The sequence below is a fragment of the Clostridium sp. MCC328 genome, assembly GCF_018785465.1.
In the GTDB taxonomy this organism is placed as follows: domain Bacteria; phylum Bacillota; class Clostridia; order Lachnospirales; family Lachnospiraceae; genus Pilosibacter; species Pilosibacter fragilis.
In genome coordinates this window covers 54185-79281 of record NZ_WQPW01000016.1, presented here as the reverse complement: position 1 = coordinate 79281, position 25097 = coordinate 54185, and the positions used below count along the sequence as shown (strand labels likewise).

The following is a 25097-nucleotide window of genomic DNA, read 5'->3' as shown; positions in this document are numbered from 1 at the left end:
GGCATGGGGTGAAATCGTACTTTAAAAAGTATGAGAATTACCTGTAAATATTCAGCCTGTTCCAATCATGGTCTGCCAGGGTATTTCGGCTGAATTTCAATTTTAGCTTGAAAAAATGTTCTCCCTGATACTAGGGAGAACATTTTTAACTGCATGATAATGCAAGCTAAACGGCTTAGTCAGCTTTGCCGACAGAACCGAATAACTCCATTTTTGTCTTTACGGTCGCCTTGATCGCTTCTGCACCCGGCGCAAGGAGTTTTCTCGGGTCGAATCCCTTTCCTTCAAGGTCTTTTCCTGCTTCGATGTACTTTCTTGTAGCGTCTGCGAACGCGAGCTGGCACTCGGTGTTAACATTGATCTTTGCTACGCCGAGGGAGATCGCTTTCTTGATCATGTCTTCCGGAATACCGGTACCGCCGTGGAGAACGAGCGGCATATCGCCTACAGCCTCTTTGACAGCTGCAAGTGTCTCAAAGCTTAAGCCCTTCCAGTTTGCCGGATATTTTCCATGGATATTTCCAATACCTGCTGCTAACATATCAACTCCGAGGTCAGCGATCATCTTGCACTCGTTCGGGTCTGCACACTCGCCCATACCGATAACGCCATCTTCCTCGCCGCCGATCGCTCCAACCTCTGCCTCGAGGGACATTCCCTTTTCACGGCAGATACGGATCAGTTCTTTTGTCTTCTCAACGTTCTCTTCGATCGGGTAGTGAGAACCGTCGAACATGATGGAGGAGAATCCAGCATCGATGCACTTTAGGCATCCCTCGTAGGTACCATGGTCTAAGTGAAGAGCTACCGGAACAGTGATCTTCATCTCTTCCAGCATACCGTTTACCATACCTACTACGGTCTTAAAGCCTGTCATGTATTTTCCTGCGCCCTCTGAAACACCCAGGATAACCGGGGATCTCAGTTCCTCTGCTGTCTGCAGGATCGCTTTTGTCCACTCAAGGTTGTTGATGTTGAAATGTCCTACTGCGTACTTGCCGTCTCTTGCTTTCTCAAGCATTTCTTTCGCTGTTACTAACATATAGGCCTCCATTTGAATCGTTATTTTGACAGAACAGCCTGTCCCGCCGGATCTGCCGTCTGTTTCCATTTATATGCGGAGCAGACGCCATCTATTCCCAACAGGTACTGTTGTCATGATAATTTTATTATAACCGATTTACCCTACTTTGAAAAGGTTTGTTTCACAGTTTCTTCCATTTCCTCCGGCTTGCACTGACGGTTGTGGAGGATCTTCGCGTCGCGGATCTCCTCGATGGCCTGCGGGATCTTCACGCCGGAAATGCGCTCCATCTCATCGATCAGGGCGAACTCATCGGCATCCTCTTTCTTTCCGAGGACTGCCTCCATAACGCTTCTGGAGAACTTGTACGGGCTTGCTGTGGACGCGATCACAGTCTTTGTGGTATCGCCGGTCTTCGCCTTATACTGCTCGTAGACGGCTGCTGCAACGCCTGTATGGGTGTCGATCAGGTATCCGGTATCATCGAACACTTTCCGGATCTCCTTCGCATTCTCTTCCATATCTGCGTAGCCTGCGGCAAAGTCCTTCATGAATTCCTTCATGTCCTCAGTGATCTCGTATTTTCCGTTTGTGGAGAGCTGCTCCATCATCGCCTTTGTCTTTGCGGCATCTCTTCCGCAGCTTAAGTAGAGCAGGCGCTCTAAGTTGCTGGAGACGAGGATGTCCATGGACGGGGATGTGGTCAGGATGAACTCACGGTTCTTATCGTATGTGCCTGTCCGGAAGAAGTCATACAGGACCTTATTGTCATTGGACGCGCAGATCAGCTTACCGAACGGAACACCCATCTGTTTTGCGAAGTACGCTGCCAGGATGTTTCCGAAGTTTCCGGTCGGAACTACGACGTTGACCTTCTCATTTTTTTCGATCTCACCGTTTGCGAGAAGCTTCGCGTAGGCGTATACATAGTAAACGACCTGTGGAACAAGGCGGCCGATGTTTATGGAATTTGCAGAGGAAAGCTGGAATCCCATAGCATCCAGTTCTTTCGCGAATTCTTTATCGCCAAAGATCTTCTTTACACCTGTCTGGGCATCATCAAAGTTTCCTTCGATTCCGACTACAGATGTGTTTGCGCCCTTCTGGGTCAGCATCTGAAGCTCCTGAACACGGCTTACTCCGTTCTTCGGATAGAAGACGATGATTCTTGTTCCCGGAACGTCAGCGAATCCGGCCATAGCTGCCTTTCCGGTATCTCCGGATGTAGCGGTCAGGATCACGATTTCGTTCTTCGCATGGTTCTTCTTTGCAGCCGTTGTCATAAGGTACGGCAGAATGGAGAGTGCCATATCCTTGAAAGCGATCGTCTTTCCGTGGAACAGCTCCAGGAAATACATGCCGTCCGCCTTTGCGAGCGGTGCAATCTCCTCTGTGTCGAATTTCTCATCGTATGCATGGGAAATACAGTATTTCAGTTCTTCTTCCGTGTAATCGGTCAGGAACTGTTTCATAACTGCGTATGCCGTCTCCTGATATGTCATTCCGGCAAGCTCGTCCATCGTCACGTCCAACGTCGGGATGCGCTCCGGAACGTAGAGACCGCCGTCATCTGCAAGTCCTTTTAACACTGCCTGGGATGCTGTCACGCCAGTCTCCCCGCCGCGGGTACTTCCATATAATAATTCCATCGTTTTTCCTTCCTCTCTTTACGCAGATACAGTGGTAAACTTTACGGAAAGTGTAGCATACTTTAATGTCGCTTGCAAGATAAAATCAATGAAAACAGGGATCTCCTCATACACAAATATTCCTCACAAAAGTCTATTTTTTATCTCTGTTTTATACTGGAGTAACTATCAATTTTCTCCTGCCTATGATATACTCGTCTCGTTACCCACTCCAATCTGGTGACAGAAAGGAGGTGTAAATTTGGATTATGTTTTTTCTTTTATAGTTGCTGTCATGGCTGGTGTGGTGTGTCACTACATCATCAAATGGTTAGACAGTAAACTGGATCGGTAACTAACCTGTAGATGCTCAACTACATAAAACGAGAAGAAACCCCTCAGAGATGCCGCTCTGAGGGGTTTCATTTTGTGTAAATTTGAACTATGTTCTATTTCTTTCTTAGCCATTATATCATATGCAAATTTCCTTTGCAATATACTCCGATATAACTTTCATCCATTTCTTCTATGCCACAGCCGCTTTCTTCTTTTTCATCATCTGCAGTGCCGCGGAGACACCAACAAGGACGATACCGACAAGGTCTGTCACGGTTCCCGGAATGATCAGGCAGAGACCTCCGACGATGGATAAGAGTCTCTCGATCACATTCAGGTTCGCGAACATATAGCCTTCAAGACCGGCTGCAACGCCGAACAGACCGATCAGGGATGTTACGATGATCGTTACAACACCGAGAACGCCTGTATCGATAAATAACATTGCCGGGTTAAACGCGAAGATATACGGTACGATGAACGCTGCGATCGCAAGACGGGATGCGTTTAACGCGGTCTTCATCGGGTTGGATTTCGCGATCGCGGATCCTGCGTAAGCTGCAAGAGCAACCGGCGGTGTGATATCTGCTACGATACCGAAGTAGAATACGAACATGTTGGCAGCGATCTTGTTGATTCCCATACCGTTTACGAGGATCGGTGCACATGTGGTAGCCATAATGATGTAGTTTGCAGTTGTCGGAACGCCCATACCAAGAACGATACAGGTTAACATAGTAAGGAATAATGCTACGATCACGCGGTCACCGGCAACGCCGACAATTGCGGAGATCAGGAGCTGTCCAAGACCGGTCATTGTTACGACACCGGCGATGATTCCGGCAACGCCGCAGGCAACAGCTACGGAAAGTGTATTCTTACCGCCTGCCTCCAACGCGTTGATGAATCTTGTCGGGTTCATTCTTGTTTCTTTATTCGGCATGCTGACAAGGATTGCAAGGGCGGTAGCGATGATCGCTGCACGGGACATCGTGTAGCCCATCATAACCATTGCAACAAGGGCAACTAACGGAATAAGAAGATAACCCTGACGGACAAATAACGGTCCGAATTTCGGAAGCTCATCCTTCGGGATACCCTTTAAGCCAAGTCTCTTTGCCTCAAGGTGTACAGTAATGAAGATACCTGTGAAGTAGAGGAGTGCCGGGAAGATCGCTCTCATCGCGATCTCGCCGTACTGAACGCCTACCATCTCAGCCATTAAGAATGCGGCGGCGCCCATGATCGGCGGCATGATCTGTCCACCGGTGGAGGAAGCTGCCTCAACGGCACCTGCGAATTCACCCTGATAACCGGTCTTCTTCATTAACGGGATCGTTACGGAACCGGTCGTTACTGTATTACCAACGGAGCTTCCGGATACCATACCGCAGAGAGCAGAGGAGATAACCGCTACCTTTGCCGGTCCGCCTGTGGAAGCGCCTGCCAGAGAGTTTGCCAGCTGGATAAAGAATTCAGAAATACCGGTCGCCTCAAGGAAAGCGCCGAACAGGATAAACAGTGCGATATACGTGGAGCAGACACCAATCGGAGTACCGATAACACCACTCGTCGTATAGAACAGGTTGTAAACGATGGACTTTAAGACTACCGCGAAGGCTCTGCCCTGTCCAAGTCCGTTATAAAACGCGTAACCCACAAAGAATGTCGCCACACAGAGGATCGGAATACCTACAACGCGGCGGCATGTTTCTGCTAAGATCAGGATACCGATCACGCCAACGATAACCTCTGTCTGGCTGATTCGTGTCGCGTGGCCGATAATTGTTTTAAAGTTAAATACGAAATAGAAGTAAGCACCGGCTCCGAGTACCATAAGGATAATATCGTAGATCGGAACGGAATTCTTTTTTGAGCTTCCCTTTTTCATCGGATATACCAGGAATGAAAGGATAATTACAAAACCGACAAACAGGGAACGTCTTACACGCTCATCCCAGTTTGCAAACAGGTTCATATAGAGCATTAAAACTGAAAACGCTGCCAGAAGGAAACGAATGACCTGCTTCGGGGTGCCTTCCCAGATTCGGGTATTCGATTCACGGTCGTACTTTTTCATGATGGCTTCGACATCTTCGGCGGTACCGGTCTCCACATCAGCCACCGGAGATGTGTTGACTTTCATGTTGTCTTTCTCTGCCATACCAATCCCTCCTTTATATTTCGTTTCCGGCGCTGCCCCTGTATACCCCCTATACAAACAGGCGCCGGATATGTCCGAAACTCTTTTAACGCTTAGAATCCTTTATGTTCACAGGAGAACTCTACTTTGCTGTTTCGTCCGCAGAGATCCCTCAAACTGATTTCTTTTCCGTGAAGTGTGAGTGTGTGGTCCGAGACCGTACCCACAATATATGAGAGATACGGCATTTCCTTGTCAAACCCGGAAACAACCATCTCCCCGTTTTCATCATACGTAAGCGTCTGCCCATCCTCGATCTCTGTCTGCACGCCCGCACCGAAATTATTGTAGATCGTGCGGATCACGTAGATCTTGTGGTCGCGGATCTCGTAAACGTCCGTCAACGGATACTTATTTACCGAGTGGATGAACGTTACAGAAAACTCATCCCCCTCTTTTACCCGGAAGCGGGCATATTCTGCGTTTGTGTCTCCGTTCCTCAGGACCAGATAGTCTCCGCTTCGTAAGGTATAGGCAAGAGTGGCAGCAATAATTGCCGTGATTATTGCTGCCACTGTAAAGAATCTTACTTTCCTGTTTTTCAAGGTAATTACTTGATTGCTCCTACTTCCTTGAAGTACTTCTCAGCACCCGGATGGAACGGAACAGAAATACCGGAAACCGCATATTCGAGATCAAGCTCTTCGCCCTTTGCATGTGTGGAAGCGATCTCATCTTTGTTATCGAAAATAGCCTTTGTGAGGTTATAAACTGTTTCTTCGGAAAGCTTCGGGGATGCGATCAGAGTAGCTTTGATAGCAACTGTCTGAACATCATCGTCAACGCCCTTATAGGAGCCGCCCGGGATTGCGTATGTTGTGTAGAACGGATGTGCATCCGCAAGCTTCTTCGCATGCTCGTCATCGATCTCAAGAAGGTTGATCGCGTTTGTTGTAGCGAGCTCTACGATCGCTGTTGTCGGTGCGCCTGCTGTACAGAAGAAAGCATCGATCTTGCCGTCTTTTAACGCATCTGCGGAATCACCGAATCCGAGGTTGTTGACCTGGATATCATCGAAGGAGATGTCATAAGCCTCGAGGATCTGACGTGCGTTGAACTCAACACCAGAGCCTGCGTCACCAACGGATACTCTCTTGCCCTTTAAGTCAGCGACAGATTTGATATCGCCGGAGGATACGATCTGGCAAACCTCAGCGTAGAGGGCTGCAACTGTTGTGAAATCTTTTGCTGCGCCTTCTTCTGCGAAGAGGTCAGTTCCGTTGTAAGCATAATCCATAACGTCGTTCTGTACGATCGCGAGGTCTGCTTCACCGTCGTTTACAAGGTAGATATTTGCTTTGGAAGCACCAGTAGACTGAACGTTAATGTTCACTCCGATGTCTTTGCTGTTTAATACATTCGCGATTACACCACCGAATGCGTAATATGTACCGGTGGTTCCGCCAGTACCCATTGTTAACTTCTGGGCATCACCACTCGGGGCTGCTGCTGCGGCTGCTGTTGTTTCAGCTGCTGCCGCGGTAGTGTCGGCTGCTGCTGCGGCTGTGGTCTCTGCCGGTTTGCTGCCGCCGGAACAAGCGGTCAGTACCATTGCACAGGATAATGCGAGTGCCATTGCTGCGGAAAATCTCTTTCTCATATCTTTCTACCTCCTTTTTCTGTTCCTTTGCACAATGTTTCAGCAAAGGAAGCTTACGAACATATTATACATCTCTATTGTTACTTTTGCAACAAATATTAGTAATTTTTGTAAACGTCTGAAATCTTTCAGCTATTCGTTGCTTTTCTCATAATTGCAGTTGTTCACTTCCGTGATGTAAAGTTTTGACGCACAATTGCTTGAAATTCAAAAATTGTATCAGCTATTTTGTGTCTCTTTTATCAGTATATGCGTCATTTTTTCGCTAAATTCCTTGATCCTGTCTTCGATACCCGGAAGCTTCATGGCAGCACCGGCGTTGTTGGCTGTCTCCATCATGCAGAAATTGCCCGGGAGGTAGAAGGTCTTGTTCATATTGAGGGCTGTTACGAGCTGCCCAGCGAGAAGGTCACTGCCGGAATAGCCGGATACGATAATTCCGAACAGGGCTTTGTCGTAGAACCGTGTGGTCCGGAACAGGGCTGTCAGGCGGTTGATAAACGCCGTCATATTCGCGGACAGGGCATCGTTGTAGTTTGGACAGAGGAGCAGGATCGCGTCAGCCCACTTGACCGCCGGGTAGATATTTTCCACCATGGCTCCGCCGTAGAAGCATTTTCCCTGCTCACCAAAGTGCAGGCACATCTGGTATGGACATCCCGAACAGTCCACGAGAGTGCCGTTTCGCAGGTTGATCTCCTGAATCCTGATCCGTTCATCCAGGCACTCCTTTACTTTCTGCCAAATCGCCAGGGTATTGGAGGTCCTGTGGTTTGAGGCGTGAAGGACCAGAAGGTGCGATTCTTCTTTCGGCTGCCATGTTTCTTCCAGAATTTGATGTGCCAGGATCGCAGCGCTCTTTTTATAAGCGCCGAACCGATCGGTGTTCATATTGGCAGCCTGGATCAGGTAGTTATCGAGGGAGGCGGTTCCTTCCACCAGCGGGCGGCCGACAAAGGCACATCCGGCGCGGTTTGCCGCCACCGCAAGCTCTCTTGCCGTCGCTTTCGTGTAGAATTCGCTCTCCGCGTCGATGATCATCCCAGCAGTCGCCCCCGCGAGGACCTGGTCACCGCCCCGCAGCCAGGCGAGAACTTCGTAGTAACCGCGGTTGATGCCATTTCTCCCAAGTGGAACTGCAAACAGGAGTCTGCGTCCACGATATTTGAAGGGATCCTGCTCCAAAATTTCCATATCTTCCACGATCTCGGTATCGATCCCGTCAAGCGCCGCCCTCAAAACCTCGTCCATACGCGACCGTTCTTTCTCCGGGCCTCGTTTTTGCGGATATAGAACTAACAATCTGTCACTCTCCATGATGTATCACTCTCCCTGATAAATCTGCTTCACTCAATATACATGATCACTGATATTTTTATAACAACGGCTTTCCATCCTCAACACGGCACGTATAAAAATCCCGGCAGTTCTCCCCGACATACGGGAAACCTGCCGGGACAAATCAGATCAGCATTTTTCTATATTCTAGCCTTCGCCGCAGAAACAACCTCTACACGATCTTCGCAAGATTTTCAGCCGCGAACACGATCCTCTCATACAAAGCGTCCGGCAGCGCCAGTGCCTCCGTCTCGAGGCCCTGTTCTGTATAGCGGTTCTTCACGCCCATGTAAACGCCGCCGAGAAACACGGAACCGCAGTGCCACTGCTTTCTGAGCGTCATCAGGATCGAGATCGCGCCGGATGAGAACGCCGGGGCAACGAACGGTTTGTAGCCGATGGCGCGCATGTGGAGGTTTGCGGTGACGGTGAGGTTTGTCAGTTCTTTTGAGAGCTCATCGTTGTAGTTTTCGATGGAATCCGCGATAACGAGATCCTGTCCGTGCGGTCCGAAGGAACGGCCTTCCGTCAAAAACTGCTTAAACCTCGGATCACGTTTTGCATAATATGCAGCTCTCGCATTCATAACACCGAGGCCGAATCCCTGTATCTGCTCCGGGAGAAGCCCCATCCAGTCGTACTCTCCTGCCTCATTCTTGTTGCTCTCAAGGAACGCGGTCTTCGCAAGCGGGTCCACCGGATCGGAGACGGCGCAGAATAAGCCCTTAAAGTTCTTTTCTCTCGCCATCTTCGCGTAATGTCCGATGATCTTTGAGTTGTTCTCGAACTGGTACATGCGGACATCCTTGACACCGGAACCGACCGGCGGGATTCCCTTTGAGGCCACGAATACGAACACATCACAGTCAAAGAGGTGATCCTGGTCCACAACGTCCACCTCCGGCATCGCGTCATAGTCCCACGGATAGGCGATCTGGTTCTCCTCAAACTCCCAGCGGGCAGTCACCTTGTCGGAGATATCACAGATTCCGATGGAGGAGATCACATCTCCGCCGAGAAGATGGAGACCTGTTAAGAGCATGCTGCCCACATCGCCGATCGCCAGAACATGGACACGCTTTTTGCCCTCTTTCGGCTTATATGCCAGGATCTCCTCAAATTTCGGGTGGGACGCGTTTACCGCGCGGAGTGTTCCGGCATCGAGCTGCGCGAGGAGATCCGCCGGGAGTTCCCTGGTCTGTCCGTCGTATGCGGACGCATTTAATCTGTTTGTGTTTAACCAGCTGACATCCTCTTTCTCCATGAAGAGTTCTGCCGGATGGTTTACAAGAAATGAGGCGCGGCGGCTGCCAGGTCCGCCGGTAAAGAGCCAGGTGAGCTTTGTTCCTGCTGCCGGTTTCTCTGTTTTCTCATATGGCAGATCACCGTGCGCGGACGCGCAAAACATGTCTCCGATTTTATAATAGGTTACCATAATTTCATTCCCCCTGATTTCCATATTTTACTGCCATGCACCAAAGCCATTCAGGTCTGCCGACCTTACGGCTTTGATACACAGCCCACGATTATCGCAGATCTTCCTTTTAAGCCCTCAGCCTCTCGAAATTCCAGACGGCGTTCAGCATTTTATCCCTTGATCAGAAACTCTTTCATCCTCCACAGCGTCTCCAGATCATTCTCCAGATATACTGACGCCGCCAGGTTCTCATCATACTCCATACAGCTTCCCTTATCCGGGCAGAGCGGCAGGATGACGGCCTCGGAGAGGCGTGAAAGGGTAAGGTTTTTCGCGTACATTTTCCGGTATTCCGCTTCAAGGACCTGGAAAAGATCCCTGGAATTCTCGATACAGCAGGCCGAGAACTCCACAAGCGCCTCCCGGCTGCAGCCGGAAAGTCTCGGCGTCGCGTAGGGCAGAATCATGTTGATGGACGGCTGAAGTCCCGCAACCTTCATCTCCTCACGGCGCACGGTATCGCCACCGATAAACGGATACAGTGTAGACTCCACGAACCACTGGCGCAGGTTCGGCATCGAGTAGATGCTCTCCACCGGCACCTTCAGGCACTGCATCAGGTCGCGGCCGTAGCCGGACAGGACGCCCACGACGACCTTCTTGATGGGGATCCCGTCTTCCCTGAGCTGCGGAACGAGCACCTGGAGCCGGTTCGCCGTGTGGACGAGGTCATCCACCAGGATCACCGGCCGATCGAAGGACTTGATGGTCTCGATCTGGCTTTTTAACGGTGAGTAGTACGGGAACGGCTCGATCGTAAAGCTGTTCAGATCCGGCTCATAGACCTTATCGGTATGCAGCGTCTTCGTCACCGTATTCGGCACAACCTTTCCACGCAGGATCTTACCGAACGGAACGCACATGTTCTTTCCGAGTCTTCTCGGCACCAGCGGCTCTCTCGGAACATCGTTGAGCGCCGTGATCCGGTCCACAAGACGATGATACATGATGCCGGATGACAAGGACAGTACAAGATTTCCCGGATACAGCTTCGTCATAGCGATCTGAAGCTTTTTGTGGTTTTTCTCCACAGCATCCAGAACCGCCGGATTGCTGGCAAACGGCTCCTTGATCGTAGTATCCAGGTTATGCAGGAACATTAACGGCTCATGCATGTCGACCATGTAGATCGTCCGCTTGTCGTTCTCGTCCGCCATATGCGGACGGATAAAGCCCTGTCTCTCCAGCACGTACACGACCTCTTTCGTCGCTGTGCCGCGCTCCGCGACAAACAATGCGAAACTGTAGTTTTTCTCCAACTCTTTCGCCAGCACTTCAACGAGAAGCTGCTGCGGGGCATCGCGGATCACCCCGCTGTCCCCGGTGCCGTCCTCTCTCGCATAGATGCCTGTGATCAGAAGGATCTCCCGGCTGCTCTTTCCGCGGACCAGGTTTGCCAGCTCCATGTCCTTTAAGACGCCGAACAGATCCTCGTTTCCGATCTCCCGGTAGCTCACAAAGCCCGCCGGGCGCTCACCTTCCACGGTATTTCTTAAGATCAGCAGGCGGTCATTCTCCACCTGGATCTTTGTCAGGATCGCCTGGGCGTCCGGATGTCCGTAGAGAACGGTGTTTCCAAGCTCGTCCAGTACCTCACGGTCCCTGCCCGCCGCGTTCTCGAAGGCGATAGCTTTCGCCCGTAAGATCGGCTTGAATTCCGGCTCGCGCAGGTACATGCCCTTGTGGTAAATGTATTCTTGGACTACCGGGTCGATGAGGCTGGAAATATCGCGGTGGTTATCAATATTTTCACGGATCTTCGTGGAGCTGATATCCTCCAGCTCCTGCGGGAGCTCCAACTGCACGACTTTTCCGGTGATCTGCTCGTAAACCTCCGTCGGATGTGCCTCACCAGGGCGCCGGAAGACGATGTGGTTGAAGGAATGGATGGAATTCTCCTCCGGATCCTTCTTGTAGGAGCTCGCGTTGTGGATCACGTCGGATCCCACAACGATATAGAGTTCTTCCGTCGGGAACATCTCCCTCAGGCGGCGCAGATCCGCCGGGTTCGCGATGTTGACCGGCGTGTTGTCCGGGAACAGATGAACATAAAACTCATCCGCGATGGACATGTTTACGATCTGTCGGCGCACCAGATGCGGCTGGGTCTTCTTCGACCAGGAAAACTCATCAATGGCAAGAAATACGGTAAATCCGAGCTCCTGGATCTTCTTTGCGATCTCCTTGTGGGATAAGGTAAACGGGTCAAAGGTTCCCGGGAAAAATGCGATCTTCTCCCGCGTCCTGGTCTCCACCAGACCGCCGAACAACTGGTAGTGGGCGATAAAACGGTCGATATGGGACAGGGTCGCGGCACGGTAGTAGAGACTCAGCTCGCCGCCCTTATTCTCATTTAACAGGAACAGGAGTTTCTTTGCGCAAAGGGAGAACATTCTGCTCTTGTCCCGCTCCGCAAGGATCTGGGAGCCGAAAATATGCTGTCCGATGACAAGCAGTGCTTCCTGACGGACCTGCTCCCGGTAGTTTGCAAGACAGCTTAAAATCAGGCCGAGAAGCTTCATGCGGCGTTCTTCCGATACTTCCTCGGACTCATGGAAACGGACGGTATACCGCGAATAGCACTCCAAAAGGACTCCTAACGTATCGAGGGCAACGGACACGATCCGTTCATTTCCGTTCGCCAGCAGGATGTGCAGTCGCTCGATCATGTCATCAAGCTGTTCCGGCGGCAGCCATAAGGCGAACTCGCCGAGGTATTCCGGAATGTATTTGGAGAACTCGTACTCTCCCACTTCCAGTCCCTTTAAGAGTTCCACCGCGATCTCGTTTCTCTGGTCTGTTGCCAGCAAATGGGCAAGACGCAGGAGCGCGCGGCCCGCGTCATGGCGGACACCGACCTGCTCGCTGACCTTAATAAGGTTCGAAAAGTGCGCGCAGATGTGGAGCAGGTGATCCCTCTTTCCGTGATCGACCTGATCCGCAAGAAGCTTGATATTTACGGACTTCAAGATCCACGGGGTCGCGGATTTTAAGTTTTCAAGGAAGATATCGCTGACCACATCGTGTCCATAGAGAACTTCCCGTTGGGCAGTGGTGTCCAGGCGCAGGTTCGTATAGATCCGGTACTGTAAAAACAGCAGCGTGATCGTCCTCGGATTGATCCGGTGCGCCGCGTCGCAGACGATCTCGTAGCAGGCGCTTTCCGGCGGCACCGCCTGGGTCAGAACCTTTAAGACGCGGACGGCCGCGATCTGCACCTTCTCATCCGGGTCGTCCATATGGCTGATGGCAAAGCAGATCAAACGTTCCAGACGACTCCCCTTGCTGCAAAGATCCAGAGGCAGGGAGAATATACAGTCTAATAGGTAGAATACCGGATCACCCACAAGGCGGTGGTGTCCGTCAAACCACTTCATGAAGACTTCGAACAGCTCTTCCCGGACCTTCTCCGAACTCCGTTCCATGGCGGATACCATGACAAATTTCAGAGAATTCTGAATTCGGTTCTTCTGCTGCAGTGTCAGGCGATAATCCGGGCATATGAGCTGTCCAAGATACTCCTCCCAGAGCGTCAGTGCCGTCTTAGCGTCCGGATCCGGCATATTTTTCGGCAGCTCTTTCCGGTATCCGGCGTTGAAATCTGCGAACATTTTTCCGATGAGCGCCGCCGCCTGTCTCCGGATATCGCCCTCGCGGTTTAAGAGGAGCTCATACAGGAAGCTGATGGTCTGCTCTTTCTGGCGGTGGTTCAGGTGGATCGAATATTCGTTGAACATATTTAAGTACGCGCGGACATTCTTCCAGTCTTTTTCGCTTCTCGCCGCCTCCAGGATATTTCCGAACTGGCGCTCGGTTCCGAGACGATGCATCACGTCGATGTTATGCTCGATTCCCCAGAATACGAAGGAGCGGACCACCTGTTTTCCGGTCTGTACGACAATATCTACCGGCTGCTCCGCCGGATCCGGGTTTCCTGTCAGATCCACATCCACGCCTTTGGAACGCATGTAACGCTCGAATTCGTAGAGGCGGGAGTAGACGACACGGTAGCGGTTCCGTTTTGCCTCATCCACATTGTCAAGCTTTGACAGGATCACATCAAAGGAATCTTTTAACGTGTAGATCTTCGTGATCTCGCGGCCATCCTCGCCGCGCATCTGTTTTACGCGGAAATCGGCGTAAATCAGAACCAGGGACTCCACAGAGATATTGTCGAGCTCCAGATCCCAGGTGGAATGGTTCGCGGCGATGTGGCCGATTCCTTCCATATTGTAGGCGGTAAACCACTGGTTCGTATAAAAATAGTGAAGGTACGGAACCCGCTCATCCGGCTTACAGCCAAATTTTCCGAGGTCATGTCCCGCTGCTGCGCCCGACGCCAACGCCAGGTCAATTGGCACCCCCGCCTCATAAAGCCCCCGGGCTGCCACCATCGCAACATAGTGGACACCCGCGATATGTCCCAGCGTCTCGAACGGGGTCGCCTCACGGTTTAACCGCATCATCTCGTATATGTACTGATCACGGAACTCACGGATAAAGTGGGCATACTCACCGGCACGCTCAAAACCGGCATATTCTTCTTCTGTCAGAAAGCGGAAATCATCATATGGATCGAACGGCAGAACCTTCCGTTCTTCATCAAAGAAGTACTGGAGAACATTCAGGAAATAGAGCGCAGACGGCGCATAAGGAGCTGCGGACACAGCGAAATCCGCATCCGGGTACAGAATGTGGGTCGAATATTTATAAGCGAAGGAAAGCCATCCCTCCTCCGGTTCATTGCTGAGTTTTTCCATATCTACGCGGCAGAATTCCAGAATCTCCGCGCAGGAAAAACGTCTTGTTACCGGGAATGCCTTCTCGAAGATCACTTCCCAGCGGTCTTTATCAAAGAGCTGCTGCATGCTGCGGCGGCTGAGACCGATCTTTTTTAAAAATTCTTTGTCTGACAGACGGTTTCCAAGCTCTGTCACAAGGTGGCGGATGTGTCTGTTATACATGGATATACCTCCGTTTCGAGGATGTTAAGGGCGGGCTGCGCGGAAATTTCTGTCCTGCCGCTGTATCGGTTTCCGGATTAATCCGGGAACATCGGACGGGCTGGGGAGAGTTTTCCGGCTGTCCACAATTATAAGACCAGTATAAACATTTCCTGAGGTGTTTTCAAGAAATTTTCTTTTCAGATCGTGCACCGATGATTTTTCTTTTCAGATCGTGCTTGGATCGTTTCTTTTCACATCATACTCGAACCGCGGCTGGTAAAAGAATCTGTCACTTTGCACTTGACAGTTGATGTATCTGATGGTATTATTTCAGTAACAATTATCATTATTATTGTTTATTTGATCTCTACACTCCGGAAAGGAGGTGCACCATGAAAGCATTAAAATTCAGCCGCCAGCGTGAATCTATCCGGGAATGTCTGAAAAACCGCAAGGATCATCCTACCGCGGATGCCGTCTATGTGACGATCAGCAAAGATTACCCGAAGATCAGTCTGGGAACTGTATACCGCAACTTAAATCTTCTGGCAGATATGGGCGAGATCCAGCGTTTTTCCAGCGGAGACGGATCGGAACATTTCGATTATAATATCGATCCCCATTACCACTTTGTGTGCAAGGCCTGCGGGGCGATCATCGATATGCCTCTGGATCTGGTCTGTGACACTTCGGACCTTCTCACCGCTCCGTTCCCGGGACGGGTTGATTCCCACACGGTTTTCTTTTACGGTGAATGCGAGGACTGCCTGAAAAAGAAAAACGAAAAAGTTTAAAATTCTATTGACATTCGTTGTCAATTAGAATATAATAACGATAACAGTTACTATTATTTAGATCAACTGACCGGATTACGATCCGTCAGTGACTATCTTTCAAAAGAACTGTGATCCATATTACAACCGTCAATTGATCAGGGATCTCTATATTTCAAGATCCCTGACCCCTGATAAAATTTTAAAAAGGAGAAAAATACTATGAAGAAATTTGTATGTTCTGTATGTGGTTATGTATACGAGGGCGAGGCTGCTCCGGAGAAATGTCCGCAGTGCGGCGCACCGGCTTCCAAATTCGTTGAGCAGAGCGGCGAGATGAACTGGGCTGCTGAGCATGTAGTTGGTGTTGCACAGGGCGTTAGCGAAGATATCCTTGCTGATTTAAGAGCTAATTTCCAGGGTGAATGTTCTGAGGTTGGTATGTACCTCGCTATGGCAAGAGTTGCTCACAGAGAAGGTTATCCGGAGATCGGTCTTTACTGGGAGAAGGCAGCTTACGAAGAAGCTGAGCACGCTGCTAAATTCGCAGAGCTCCTCGGCGAAGTTGTTACAGACAGCACAAAGAAGAACCTCGAGATGAGAGTTGAGGCTGAGAACGGCGCTACTGCCGGTAAGACAGACCTCGCTAAGAGAGCAAAAGCTGCTGGTCTTGATGCGATCCATGACACCGTTCACGAGATGGCAAGAGACGAGGCTAGACATGGTAAGGCATTTGCTGGTCTCTTAAAGAGATATTTCGGCTAATTTTTGAAGAAAATAGTTAAAATTAAACTGGAGCGGCTTGTTTTTTCAGGCCGCTCCAGTTATAATGAAGTCAGAAAGGTACTCGGATATACGTTCGATGCCCTCAGTATGTTATAGTATAAAAAGAACTAGCAAGTTACTGTGGTAGGTAGGATGCTAGTTCTTTTTGTCTCTATGGTTATCGATGTATGACAATGCTGAAAATATAACTAGTAATAATGTTAGGACTTCCATTGTATTCATACGCCATCACCCCCTTTACGATCAGAGGGCACCAGACATCAGAAACGCATCCCCGCTTTCCGCTCCATTACAGGATAATTTTACCATATAAGTCGACGGATGTCGATTGAACTATTTGGTCACTTTCTAATCGCGTTCTTCTTGCGCATATTTCACATAATCTTCAAAGAATTCCCTCACATGTCCATTTTGGTTCTCTTTATGGCATAAGGCATAAAAACATCTGGAGATATACGGCGGAGCAAATTCTTTCATCTTAATTTTCTCATATCGCACCAGACGCACAAATGCCGGTACAAGTCCAAATCCGAGATTTGCGTTGACCATCATAAGCTTTGTATTATAAGAATTCACATGAATGATATCCCTGAATTTAAACGCTGTTCGGAAATGATCCGCAATCTGTGAAACACTTCCCTCGTACATGGTGATCATAATCTCATTCTTCAGATCTTCCGATGTTACAGCAGTTCGTTCTGCCAACGGATGTTCACGATTCAAAATAATCTTCCATGGCTTATCATAAATCAACTCCATGTCAACATTTTCCACCGGATATCCCGACAGGAACTGATCACTTGTCACAATAATATCGAGCAGTCCCTGCTCAAACCGTTTCAGCAATTCCCGATAACTATACTGCAGACAGGTAATCCGCACATCCGGATGTGCCATAACATACTGGCCAAGAAATGTATCTAAAAGCTCATCTTCATAGATTCCAACACCAATTTTCAATGATCTCGCATATCCCTGCTCCACATTCTGCACCAACCGCACCGTCGATTCATAAACATCCAGAAGTTTCTGCGCCTGAACATAGAACTCACTTCCCGCATCTGTAAGAATTACCTGATGATTGTCGCGATAAAAGAGCCGTACCCCGAGTTCTTCCTCAAGTCCACTAATCTTCCGGCTCATGGATGTCTGCGTCATGTGCTCTTTTTCAGCAGCTTTCGTAAAATTCAGGCATTCCGCCAGACTGATAAAGCATTTTACATTGTCTAAATTCAAACTTCCACCTCCGTTAGACAAACTTTTTTTTGCATAACGCGACACTTTTCTTTCATTTCCATTTTGTGCACTCTGATGCTACAATAATTTCATCGAAAGCCGGCCGGTTTGCAAGTGAAAACATATGTATTTGTAAAGGAGACTGAATTTATGACAAATTATATCAGAAAAATGAGTGGAAAGCAATATATGAAGCGCCTTGCCGAGAACCCAACCGTCATCATCCCGACTGGTGCATGTGAGATCTATGGACCGCAGCTCCCAATGGGAAGTGACCTGATCGCAGCTAAAAGAATTGCTGAACTTGTGGCTGAAAAGACCGGTGCGCTGATTGCTCCGACGATTGAAGCCGGCGAATCCTCCGCACTCGCTTCTTTCCCATGCACATTCGCAATGCCAAGAAAGATCCTGGAAGACTGGCTTGACTGGCTTGTCGGAAAACTGATCAAAGACGGGGCCAAGAATTTCGTTTTCATCACAGGTCATGCAGGAAATGTTGATACTGTAAACTACATCGGTAAGAAATATATGAATGAGCATGATATCAAGCTCGTCCAGATCGACTGGTGGAGATTTACAAATGCAAACGGAAGTGATATCTTCCAGTACAGCGGCCAGATGGCTCACGGACACGCAAGTGAGTGCGGCACATCCGTATTTATGTACCTTTTCCCGGAATTAGTAGACATGGACGAACTCTCCAGAGTAGAACCGCTTCCGGCGAGCGAATTCCCGGATTTCATTGGTTTCCAGAGATTCACTGAGAAAACACCGAACGGAACCATCGGCGATGCTACCGTCGCTACAAAAGAAAAAGGTGAAAAGATTGTCACCCGCTGTGTAGACCGAATCGTTTCCTATATGGAGAAAAAATTCTAAGCTTACCCAAAATCACACGCCTTACCTTACAAGGGGGATACTACTATGGCAGAAACCATGACTCTAACAACTGTTTTAATCGATATTTCGACTATCAGTACGCTGCTTTTTGTGGGCTTTCTGATCCGTCAGAAAATACCATTCTTTTACAAATACTATATTCCAACTTCTTTAATCGCAGGTATTTTAGGACTGCTCCTCGGTCCTCAGGTCCTCGGACAGTTCTCCCCGATCCACCTACACTTCAGCCAGTGGATTTCACAGTGGACAAATTTCCTGTTCGCATTTATCTTTACGACATCGTTCCTTGGAACTTCCACCGGAAAATTCGGACGTGATGTACTTTCTACCACCTGTGTAACTCAACATCATAAACTTAAGGAAAAAATGGAAAGGAATCTGTTCGCAGGTTCCTTTCATTGTGTTAAAATATAGGCAGGGGTGTATATGATTAAATCTTATAAAACAAGATTTCAAAAGTTTTCTGCATTATTATCTGATCCGGAAATTGCAAAATATGCGAGACAGAATGGAAAACATGCTTTTTCGAGAAAGCGAAAAATGCCCCTAAAAGACATGTTGCTATGCTGTCTTTCAAAAAAGGGGCTTACCACGACATTTGAACTTAGAAACTATTTCAAAGAAAAAGGAGACTTGTCTATGCAGTTATCTGTCCAGGGATATCTACAACAGAGAAAACGTCTAAATCCGGAAATTTTTCCCTATCTGAATCGTAAATATCTTATGGATTTTTATCGTTCTGACGAACCCAGACTGTGGAAAGGATATTTGTTAATCGCGATTGATGGGAGCAAGGCGGAAGTTCCAAACTCAAAGGATAACAGGGAAGCATTTGGAAACAGCGGCAACCAGCATTCCGGGAAAGGGCAGGTACGGGCACTGGTAAGCGGAATGTATGATGTTTTGAATCATTTTTACCTGGATATTGAAATTGAACATATTTGCATCAGTGAAAACGAACTGGCAAAAAGAAACTTAAAACAATTAAAAAAAATGGGAATCAGGAAGCCGGTTGTTGCAGTTTTTGACCGCGGTTATCCTTCCTTAGAGTTTATTGACTTTCTGGAAACGGAAGGGATTCATTATCTGATCCGTCTTTCATCCAACGATTATATGGCAGAACGTAAACGGATGCAGTCGGCAGATGAAAAAGTCATTTTAAAACATTCATCTGCACGCCTACAAAAAATACGAAAAAAACATCCGGAACGATATGAACAGATGCAAAAGAAAGGGAGCACGCTGGTAAGAATATCAAAATTGACTCTTCCCTCCGGGAATGAACTTGCGCTGATGACAGATCTTCCGGATACAATTACCGCAGAAGAATTAGCGGATTTATATTACCAAAGATGGGAAATTGAGAAAAAATACAATACTCTAAAAAACAAAATGAAATTTGAAAGTGTAACAGGGAAAGCCACAGTATATGTGCACCAGGATTTTTGGGCGCAGGTTTTAGTATATAACATGGTTCAGGACATTCGAAACAGTGCGGACGAAGAGACCGCAGCAGCAGGACGAGAAAACAGGAATAAATATCCCATGCATACCAATGAAAATGTAGCCATCGGTCTTTTCAAAGAGACTATGCTAAAAATCCTTTTGGAGCCGGAGGAAAAGAAGCGGATCAAAAAACTTGGAGAACTACAGGAAGAAATGGAGCGCTATGTACTTCCCATAAGGGAACTACCTGGAAAAGAGCGTAGAAAAAACATCTCAAATAAATATAAAAACAATCAAAAGAGTAGCTTTTAAAATGCCCATTCTCCGTTTAAAGGGAGATTATGGGCATTTTTAAGTTGTTAAAGTATACAGAAGGAGCTCTGTGAAGATTTCTCTTCGTTTTAATCTGCTCTTTTGAAATGAGTTTTTAGCAGGATAATATAAATGTGTAATATCTAATCTTAAGTTTATGATGTTGTGTGTAACTGGCGCTGTATTTATGGCACAGGTTCTCGCAGGACTTGGAATCGCTTTTCTCCTCTCCAAGTTCATGAGCAATGTTCCTTACGCAATGGGATTCCTTCCGGTATCCGGTTTCTATGGCGGACACGGTTCTGCCGGTATCATGGGCGGCTGCTTCGCTACTGAAGGCTGGGAGGACGCTACCGGTATCGCTCTGACATACGCAACCATCGGTATGTTCATGGCGGTGATCGGCGGTATGTGGATTATCAACTGGGGCGCTAAAAAAGGTTATACAAGAAAGCAAATGAGTTCCGTCAACCTCGACCAGAAAGATATCACCGGTATCGTACCGAAGGAAGAGCGCAAATCCATGGCAACTGCAATTTCCAGTTCCTCCGTTATCGATCCTCTGGCATTCCAGATGATGATTGTCGGAACAATTATTGCAATTTCCCATATTCTCCGCGAGGCGATCATTAAAGTATTCCCGTTCTGGAGCAAAATCCCGCTCTACACCATGTGCCTGATCATGGGTGCGATTATTGGTATTGCTTTAAGCAAGACAAAATATAGCCAGTATATTGACCGTGGAAGCATGAAACGTATTTCCGGTGTCGCTCTTGAATACGTAATCGCTATGAATGTTGCGACCATCAAATTAAGTGTTCTGGCTTCCTTCCTGGTTCCAATCCTCGTTACTTCTATCGCAATCACCATTCTCACAGCGGTCATCTGTATCATTCTTGCCAAGAAGTGGTATGGAAAGGACTGGTTTGAAATGGCAATGGGCGCTTACGGACAGTGTACAGGAAGTCTGGCTACCGGTCTTCTCTTAATCAAGGTTCTTGACCCGAACGGTGATACACTTGCCGCAGAGAGTGTTTCCGGTTCCAGTACTCTCGGTTCCTTCTGGCAGCAGCCGTATAACACGATCGGCCCTATGCTGATCCTCTCCAGCCCGCTGCTCACGACTCTCGGAACCGCTGGATTCCTCGTCGCATTTCTGATCGTCGGCACCGTATTATTTGGACGCACTGTAAAGAAGGCATAAGTTATGAGTAAAGTAAACGAACTGATCCAACAATATACAAGTGATGCCCTCGAGATCCGGCGTCATATCCACCGCCATCCGGAGCTGTCCATGGAGGAAAAAAACACAACGGAATTCATAAGTCAGCAGCTTCTCAAATATGGCATTGAAATTTCCGATATCCCGTTTAAATCTGGTGTTCTCGGTATTTTAAAAGGCGGGGAGAATGGACATACCATTCTTCTCCGTGCCGACATTGATGCACTTCCGATGGTCGAAAAATCAGGACTTCCCTTTACTTCAGAAAATACCGGAGTCTGCCACAGTTGCGGACATGACATCCATACGACCGCCCTACTGTTGGCTGCACGGGTTTTAACTTCCCTTCGCGATGAACTTAAAGGAACGGTTCTGTTCCTGTTCCAGCCTGCCGAAGAACGCTTAAGCGGATCTCAGATGGTTATTGATTCCGGCGTTTTTGAAAATTATCACCCGGATTTCGCTGTCGGTCTTCATTGCTGGCCGGACATTCCGGCGGGAACCATCGGCATCCGCCGCGGCTCCTTTATGGCTTCCTCTGACACAGTAAAGCTCACGATCCGCGGAAAAGGCGGACACGGCGCACACCCCCACAAGAGCATCGATCCGGTCATGACATCCGCATACATTCTAACGGAGTTACAGACCATTATTTCGAGAACAATCGCACCTCTCGATTCAGCAGTCCTCACCATCGGAAAGATCACCGGCGGTACTGCAGCCAACATTATTCCTGACGAAGTCGTTATGGAAGGAACTGTGCGCACTGTCAGCAACGAGACCCGTGCCCTGATGGAAGAAAAGATCCGGCAGATCGTTTCCCACGGCGCTGCAGCCATGGGGGGAGAATGCGACATTGTTTACCAGAAAGGCGTCCCTGCCGTTGTCTGCGACAACCATGTTGTGGATCTCATTGAGCAGGCGGCTACTGAAGAACTCGGCGCTGACCATGTAGTCACTCTCGCCACTCCATCCATGGGATCTGAGGATTTCTCCAGATACCTTGAAAAAGTTCCGGGCGCTATGTTCCGGATTGGAACAAGAAATGATGATCCGGCATCTTCCCGCCCACTGCACAATGCCGGAATCGTATTTGATGAACAGGCAATTACCTCCGGTGCATCCGTTTTCGCAGGACTTGCGCTGAGATACCTGCATTGACATACCATCTCATACCCCTCCTTCCTCCGGGGCACGGGTGTACGCCAGAAGTTCAGAATTATCCGGACTTTACCTGATACCCCTATAGACGAAGAAGAGCGATCCGCCAGGGTTGCTCTTCTTCGTCTTATTATATTCTATTTACCAATCAGTTTTTTCGCATCCTCTAACGACATCCCCTGCTCTCTCGCGATCTTTGCAAGGTCTTCGTACTCCAGTTTTCCGCGGCATACGCCGTAGCCTTCAGAAACCTTCTCATGGACCACGCCATACGGGGTCTCGTGTTCTTTCATGGTTCTTGTCAGGGTATAGCGTTTGCTGATACTCTCACGAATGCCAAGCGTTGTTGTGTGCTTAAAGAGCAGAGATACCATCTTTTCTTTGTCATTGCAGCGGCACATGCAGGTTAAAAGGATTCCCGGGCGGCTCTTCTTCATGCCGATCGGGATCGTGTAGACCTCAAGGGCACCTGCGGCAAAGAGGATCTCCTGAACGAAGCCGAGGGCTTCCGGAGTCATATCATCGAGATTACAGGAGAGCTCTGCCACTTCACTTCCTGTCTCCTCCGTTTCACCAAGGAGAACACGGACACAGTTGGCACGTTCAAAGTCTTTCTTTCCCATACCGTAACCGATCGCTGAGGTCCGCATGACCGGCATTTCCTTAAATTCTGTCACAAAGTGCTTTAACAGTGCCGCTCCGGTCGGGGTGCAGAGTTCTCCTTTGATGACTCCGCTGTAAATCGGAAGTCCCTGTAAAATAAAGGCTGTCGCAGGTGCCGGAACCGGAAGGATTCCGTGGGCACAATGGACATTTCCGCTTCCGACATGGATCGGGGATGCGATAACCTTTTTCGGAGCGATCATGTGCATTAAGAGGCAGACTCCGGCGATGTCCGCGATCGCGTCGGCGGTGCCGACCTCGTGAAAGTGGATCTCCTCGACAGTCTTTCCATGGACGTGGGATTCCGCCTCGGCGATCAACTGATAAACGGCTACAACATCCGCTTTAACCTCTTCCGGAAGGTTTAAGTGCTCGATAATGTGAGAGATGCCCGCCATGCTGGCGTGATGGTGGTGGGTGTGACCATGATCGTGGGTATGGTCATGTCCGCAATCATGATCGTGGTCATGGGGGTGGGTGTGCTCGTGAATGGTCTGCTCTGCTGCTAATTCTGCCAGTTCATGGGAATGGTGATGTGCTTCATGGCTATGGTCATGATGGTCACCTTCATGGTCGTGGTGATGATCATGGGTATGATGACTGTCTTCATGGTCATGAGTATGATGGTGATCTTCATCATGATCGTGGTGATGCTCATGCCCCTGCAGGTCGACGTCTACACTCTCCTCTTCTTCCCCATGGATCGTCACTTTCATATGCGTCCCGGTGATCCCACACTTTACTGACGGTTCTGCTTCGACGGAAAGCCCCGGAATCCCCATCCCATTCATCATCTTTAAAAACTTCTCTTTATCCGGGCAGATTTCGTAGAGAGATGCCATCAGCATATCTCCGGCAGCGCCCATTCCGCAGTCAAAATATAATGTTTTCATATCAGTTCCACCTCATTTAAAAATTACGCAAATTATTTTCTTGCATTTCGCCCGCTGCTGGCATCTTCCTCCAGCTGCACAGCAGCGCGGACTGATTTTCAAGCTTTTATCCACGCATATGGTTCATCATGCTCGCCAGATACCCGGCTCCAAAGCCGTTATCGATATTCACCACACTGACACCGCTGGCGCAGGAATTCAGCATGGAGAGCAGCGCTGATACACCGCCGAAGGACGCGCCGTATCCGATGCTGGTCGGCACCGCGATCACCGGGCAGTCGGCGAGACCACCGATGACGCTGGCAAGAGCGCCTTCCATACCCGCGATGGCGATGATCACTCGGGCGTTCATGATGGAGTCCATGTGGGAGATCAGGCGGTGAAGTCCCGCGACACCCACGTCATAAAGACGTTCCACCTGATTCCCCAGAGCCTCCGCCGTGAGTGCCGCCTCCTCCGCAACCGGAATATCACTGGTTCCGCCGGTCGCCACCACGATCGTCCCAACGCCGTCTTTTTCCGGGAAGCTTCCGCAGATCGCAACCTTCGCTTCCTTAAAATATTGATATCCGCTGCCGGTCGGATACAGTTCTGCCAACAGCTGCTCCGTCTCCCGGCTCTTTTCCTCGTCAACACGCGTGATCAGGATCGTCTCCTGCTTCCGCTTTTTCATTGCCTCCACGATTCCGGCGATCTGTCCCGGAGTTTTTCCCGCGCCGTAGATCACTTCCGCCGCACCCTGACGCAGCTTCCGGTGGGTATCCAGCTTCGCGAATCCCAGATCATCGTATCCTGCTGCTGTAAACGGCTCTTTCTTCAGCTCCAGAACAGCGTTATCCACAGACAGCTCTCCCGCCGCTACCTTTTTCAACATTTCGCGTATATCTTCCATGTATAATAAAATTCTCCTTTTTCTAAAAAGTGCCGCTGCTCATGTCCGCACCGGCGCAGCCGTCTGCCTCCATCTGAATTTTCAGCCGCTGAAAGCTTCCTTGAATTCCAGGTGCGCGGTACACGGCAACAAAAAGCCATGAAAAGAGCAGCCCGTCCTTCTGACCGGCTTTCTGCTCCCTTCATGGCAACTATTCTGATCTTATCTTATTTTTGCGGCACAGCTCCTCCATGTCTATATCCTGTATCGCATACCGCCCGA

18 protein-coding genes are annotated in these 25097 nt (G+C 49.1%); 7 read left to right on the top strand and 11 right to left on the bottom strand.

The window, feature by feature from the left end; all coding sequences use genetic code 11:
* Positions 1–175: 175 nt before the first annotated feature.
* The 8 genes from fba to GPK83_RS03060 all read right to left on the bottom strand — a co-directional run bounded on the left by fba (position 176) and on the right by GPK83_RS03060 (position 14570).
* Positions 176–1042 (bottom strand): class II fructose-1,6-bisphosphate aldolase, encoded by an 867-nt coding sequence (gene fba, locus GPK83_RS03095; RefSeq protein WP_015552276.1) that lies wholly within the window; start codon positions 1040–1042, stop codon positions 176–178.
* Positions 1043–1185: 143 nt separating this feature from the next.
* Positions 1186–2673: a threonine synthase gene (thrC, locus tag GPK83_RS03090; RefSeq protein ID WP_015552275.1), complete on the bottom strand. Its 1488-nt coding sequence runs from the start codon at positions 2671–2673 to the stop codon at positions 1186–1188.
* Between the two features lie 505 nt (positions 2674–3178).
* The gene (locus tag GPK83_RS03085; protein WP_215703972.1) at positions 3179–5152 is read right to left on the bottom strand and encodes a TRAP transporter permease; all 1974 of its coding nucleotides are present in this window, start codon (positions 5150–5152) and stop codon (positions 3179–3181) included.
* Between the two features lie 92 nt (positions 5153–5244).
* Positions 5245–5706 carry a DUF1850 domain-containing protein gene (locus tag GPK83_RS17100; protein ID WP_158553043.1) on the bottom strand — a complete coding sequence of 154 codons (462 nt, stop codon included), beginning with the start codon at positions 5704–5706 and terminating at the stop codon, positions 5245–5247.
* Positions 5707–5741: 35 nt separating this feature from the next.
* Complete coding sequence (locus GPK83_RS03075; protein WP_117503722.1) at positions 5742–6791, bottom strand: TAXI family TRAP transporter solute-binding subunit; 1050 nt, start codon at positions 6789–6791, stop codon at positions 5742–5744.
* 219 nt (positions 6792–7010) lie between these two features.
* Positions 7011–8108 (bottom strand): NAD(P)H-dependent oxidoreductase, encoded by a 1098-nt coding sequence (locus GPK83_RS03070; protein ID WP_117470540.1) that lies wholly within the window; start codon positions 8106–8108, stop codon positions 7011–7013.
* A 193-nt stretch (positions 8109–8301) separates the two neighbouring features.
* Positions 8302–9564 (bottom strand): Malate/lactate dehydrogenase, encoded by a 1263-nt coding sequence (locus GPK83_RS03065; protein ID WP_015552271.1) that lies wholly within the window; start codon positions 9562–9564, stop codon positions 8302–8304.
* Positions 9565–9716: 152 nt separating this feature from the next.
* On the bottom strand, positions 9717–14570 hold the full coding sequence (locus tag GPK83_RS03060) for a cytidyltransferase-related domain protein (RefSeq protein ID WP_215703971.1): 4854 nt from the start codon (positions 14568–14570) through the stop codon (positions 9717–9719).
* 374 nt (positions 14571–14944) lie between these two features.
* On the opposite strand from GPK83_RS03060, the gene GPK83_RS03055 reads away from it, so the two are divergent.
* Positions 14945–15346 (top strand): transcriptional repressor, encoded by a 402-nt coding sequence (locus GPK83_RS03055; protein WP_215703970.1) that lies wholly within the window; start codon positions 14945–14947, stop codon positions 15344–15346.
* 201 nt (positions 15347–15547) lie between these two features.
* On the top strand, positions 15548–16090 hold the full coding sequence (locus GPK83_RS03050) for an NADH peroxidase (protein WP_015552268.1): 543 nt from the start codon (positions 15548–15550) through the stop codon (positions 16088–16090).
* Between the two features lie 369 nt (positions 16091–16459).
* On the opposite strand, the gene GPK83_RS03045 is transcribed toward GPK83_RS03050, so the two are convergent.
* The gene (locus tag GPK83_RS03045; protein WP_215703969.1) at positions 16460–17347 is read right to left on the bottom strand and encodes a LysR family transcriptional regulator; all 888 of its coding nucleotides are present in this window, start codon (positions 17345–17347) and stop codon (positions 16460–16462) included.
* Between the two features lie 150 nt (positions 17348–17497).
* Between GPK83_RS03045 and GPK83_RS03040 the strand changes: the two genes are divergently transcribed.
* From GPK83_RS03040 to GPK83_RS03020, 5 genes are all read left to right on the top strand, one after another.
* Positions 17498–18226 carry a creatininase family protein gene (locus GPK83_RS03040; RefSeq protein WP_015552267.1) on the top strand — a complete coding sequence of 243 codons (729 nt, stop codon included), beginning with the start codon at positions 17498–17500 and terminating at the stop codon, positions 18224–18226.
* A gap of 45 nt (positions 18227–18271) precedes the next feature.
* Complete coding sequence (locus GPK83_RS03035) at positions 18272–18661, top strand: hypothetical protein (RefSeq protein ID WP_252196214.1); 390 nt, start codon at positions 18272–18274, stop codon at positions 18659–18661.
* Positions 18662–18673: 12 nt separating this feature from the next.
* On the top strand, positions 18674–20005 hold the full coding sequence (locus tag GPK83_RS03030) for an IS4 family transposase (protein WP_215703968.1): 1332 nt from the start codon (positions 18674–18676) through the stop codon (positions 20003–20005).
* Between the two features lie 157 nt (positions 20006–20162).
* Positions 20163–21209, top strand: a complete 1047-nt coding sequence (locus tag GPK83_RS03025) for a sodium/glutamate symporter (RefSeq protein ID WP_252196213.1) — start codon at positions 20163–20165, stop codon at positions 21207–21209.
* A 3-nt stretch (positions 21210–21212) separates the two neighbouring features.
* A complete protein-coding gene (locus GPK83_RS03020; protein ID WP_117483811.1) occupies positions 21213–22388 on the top strand; it encodes a M20 family metallopeptidase in 1176 nt (391 codons plus the stop codon).
* A 137-nt stretch (positions 22389–22525) separates the two neighbouring features.
* On the opposite strand, the gene larC is transcribed toward GPK83_RS03020, so the two are convergent.
* Positions 22526–23944 (bottom strand): nickel pincer cofactor biosynthesis protein LarC, encoded by a 1419-nt coding sequence (gene larC / locus GPK83_RS03015; protein WP_120041051.1) that lies wholly within the window; start codon positions 23942–23944, stop codon positions 22526–22528.
* Positions 23945–24050: 106 nt separating this feature from the next.
* Positions 24051–24836 (bottom strand): nickel pincer cofactor biosynthesis protein LarB, encoded by a 786-nt coding sequence (larB, locus tag GPK83_RS03010; RefSeq protein ID WP_117566889.1) that lies wholly within the window; start codon positions 24834–24836, stop codon positions 24051–24053.
* Between the last annotated feature and the right edge of the window lie 261 nt (positions 24837–25097).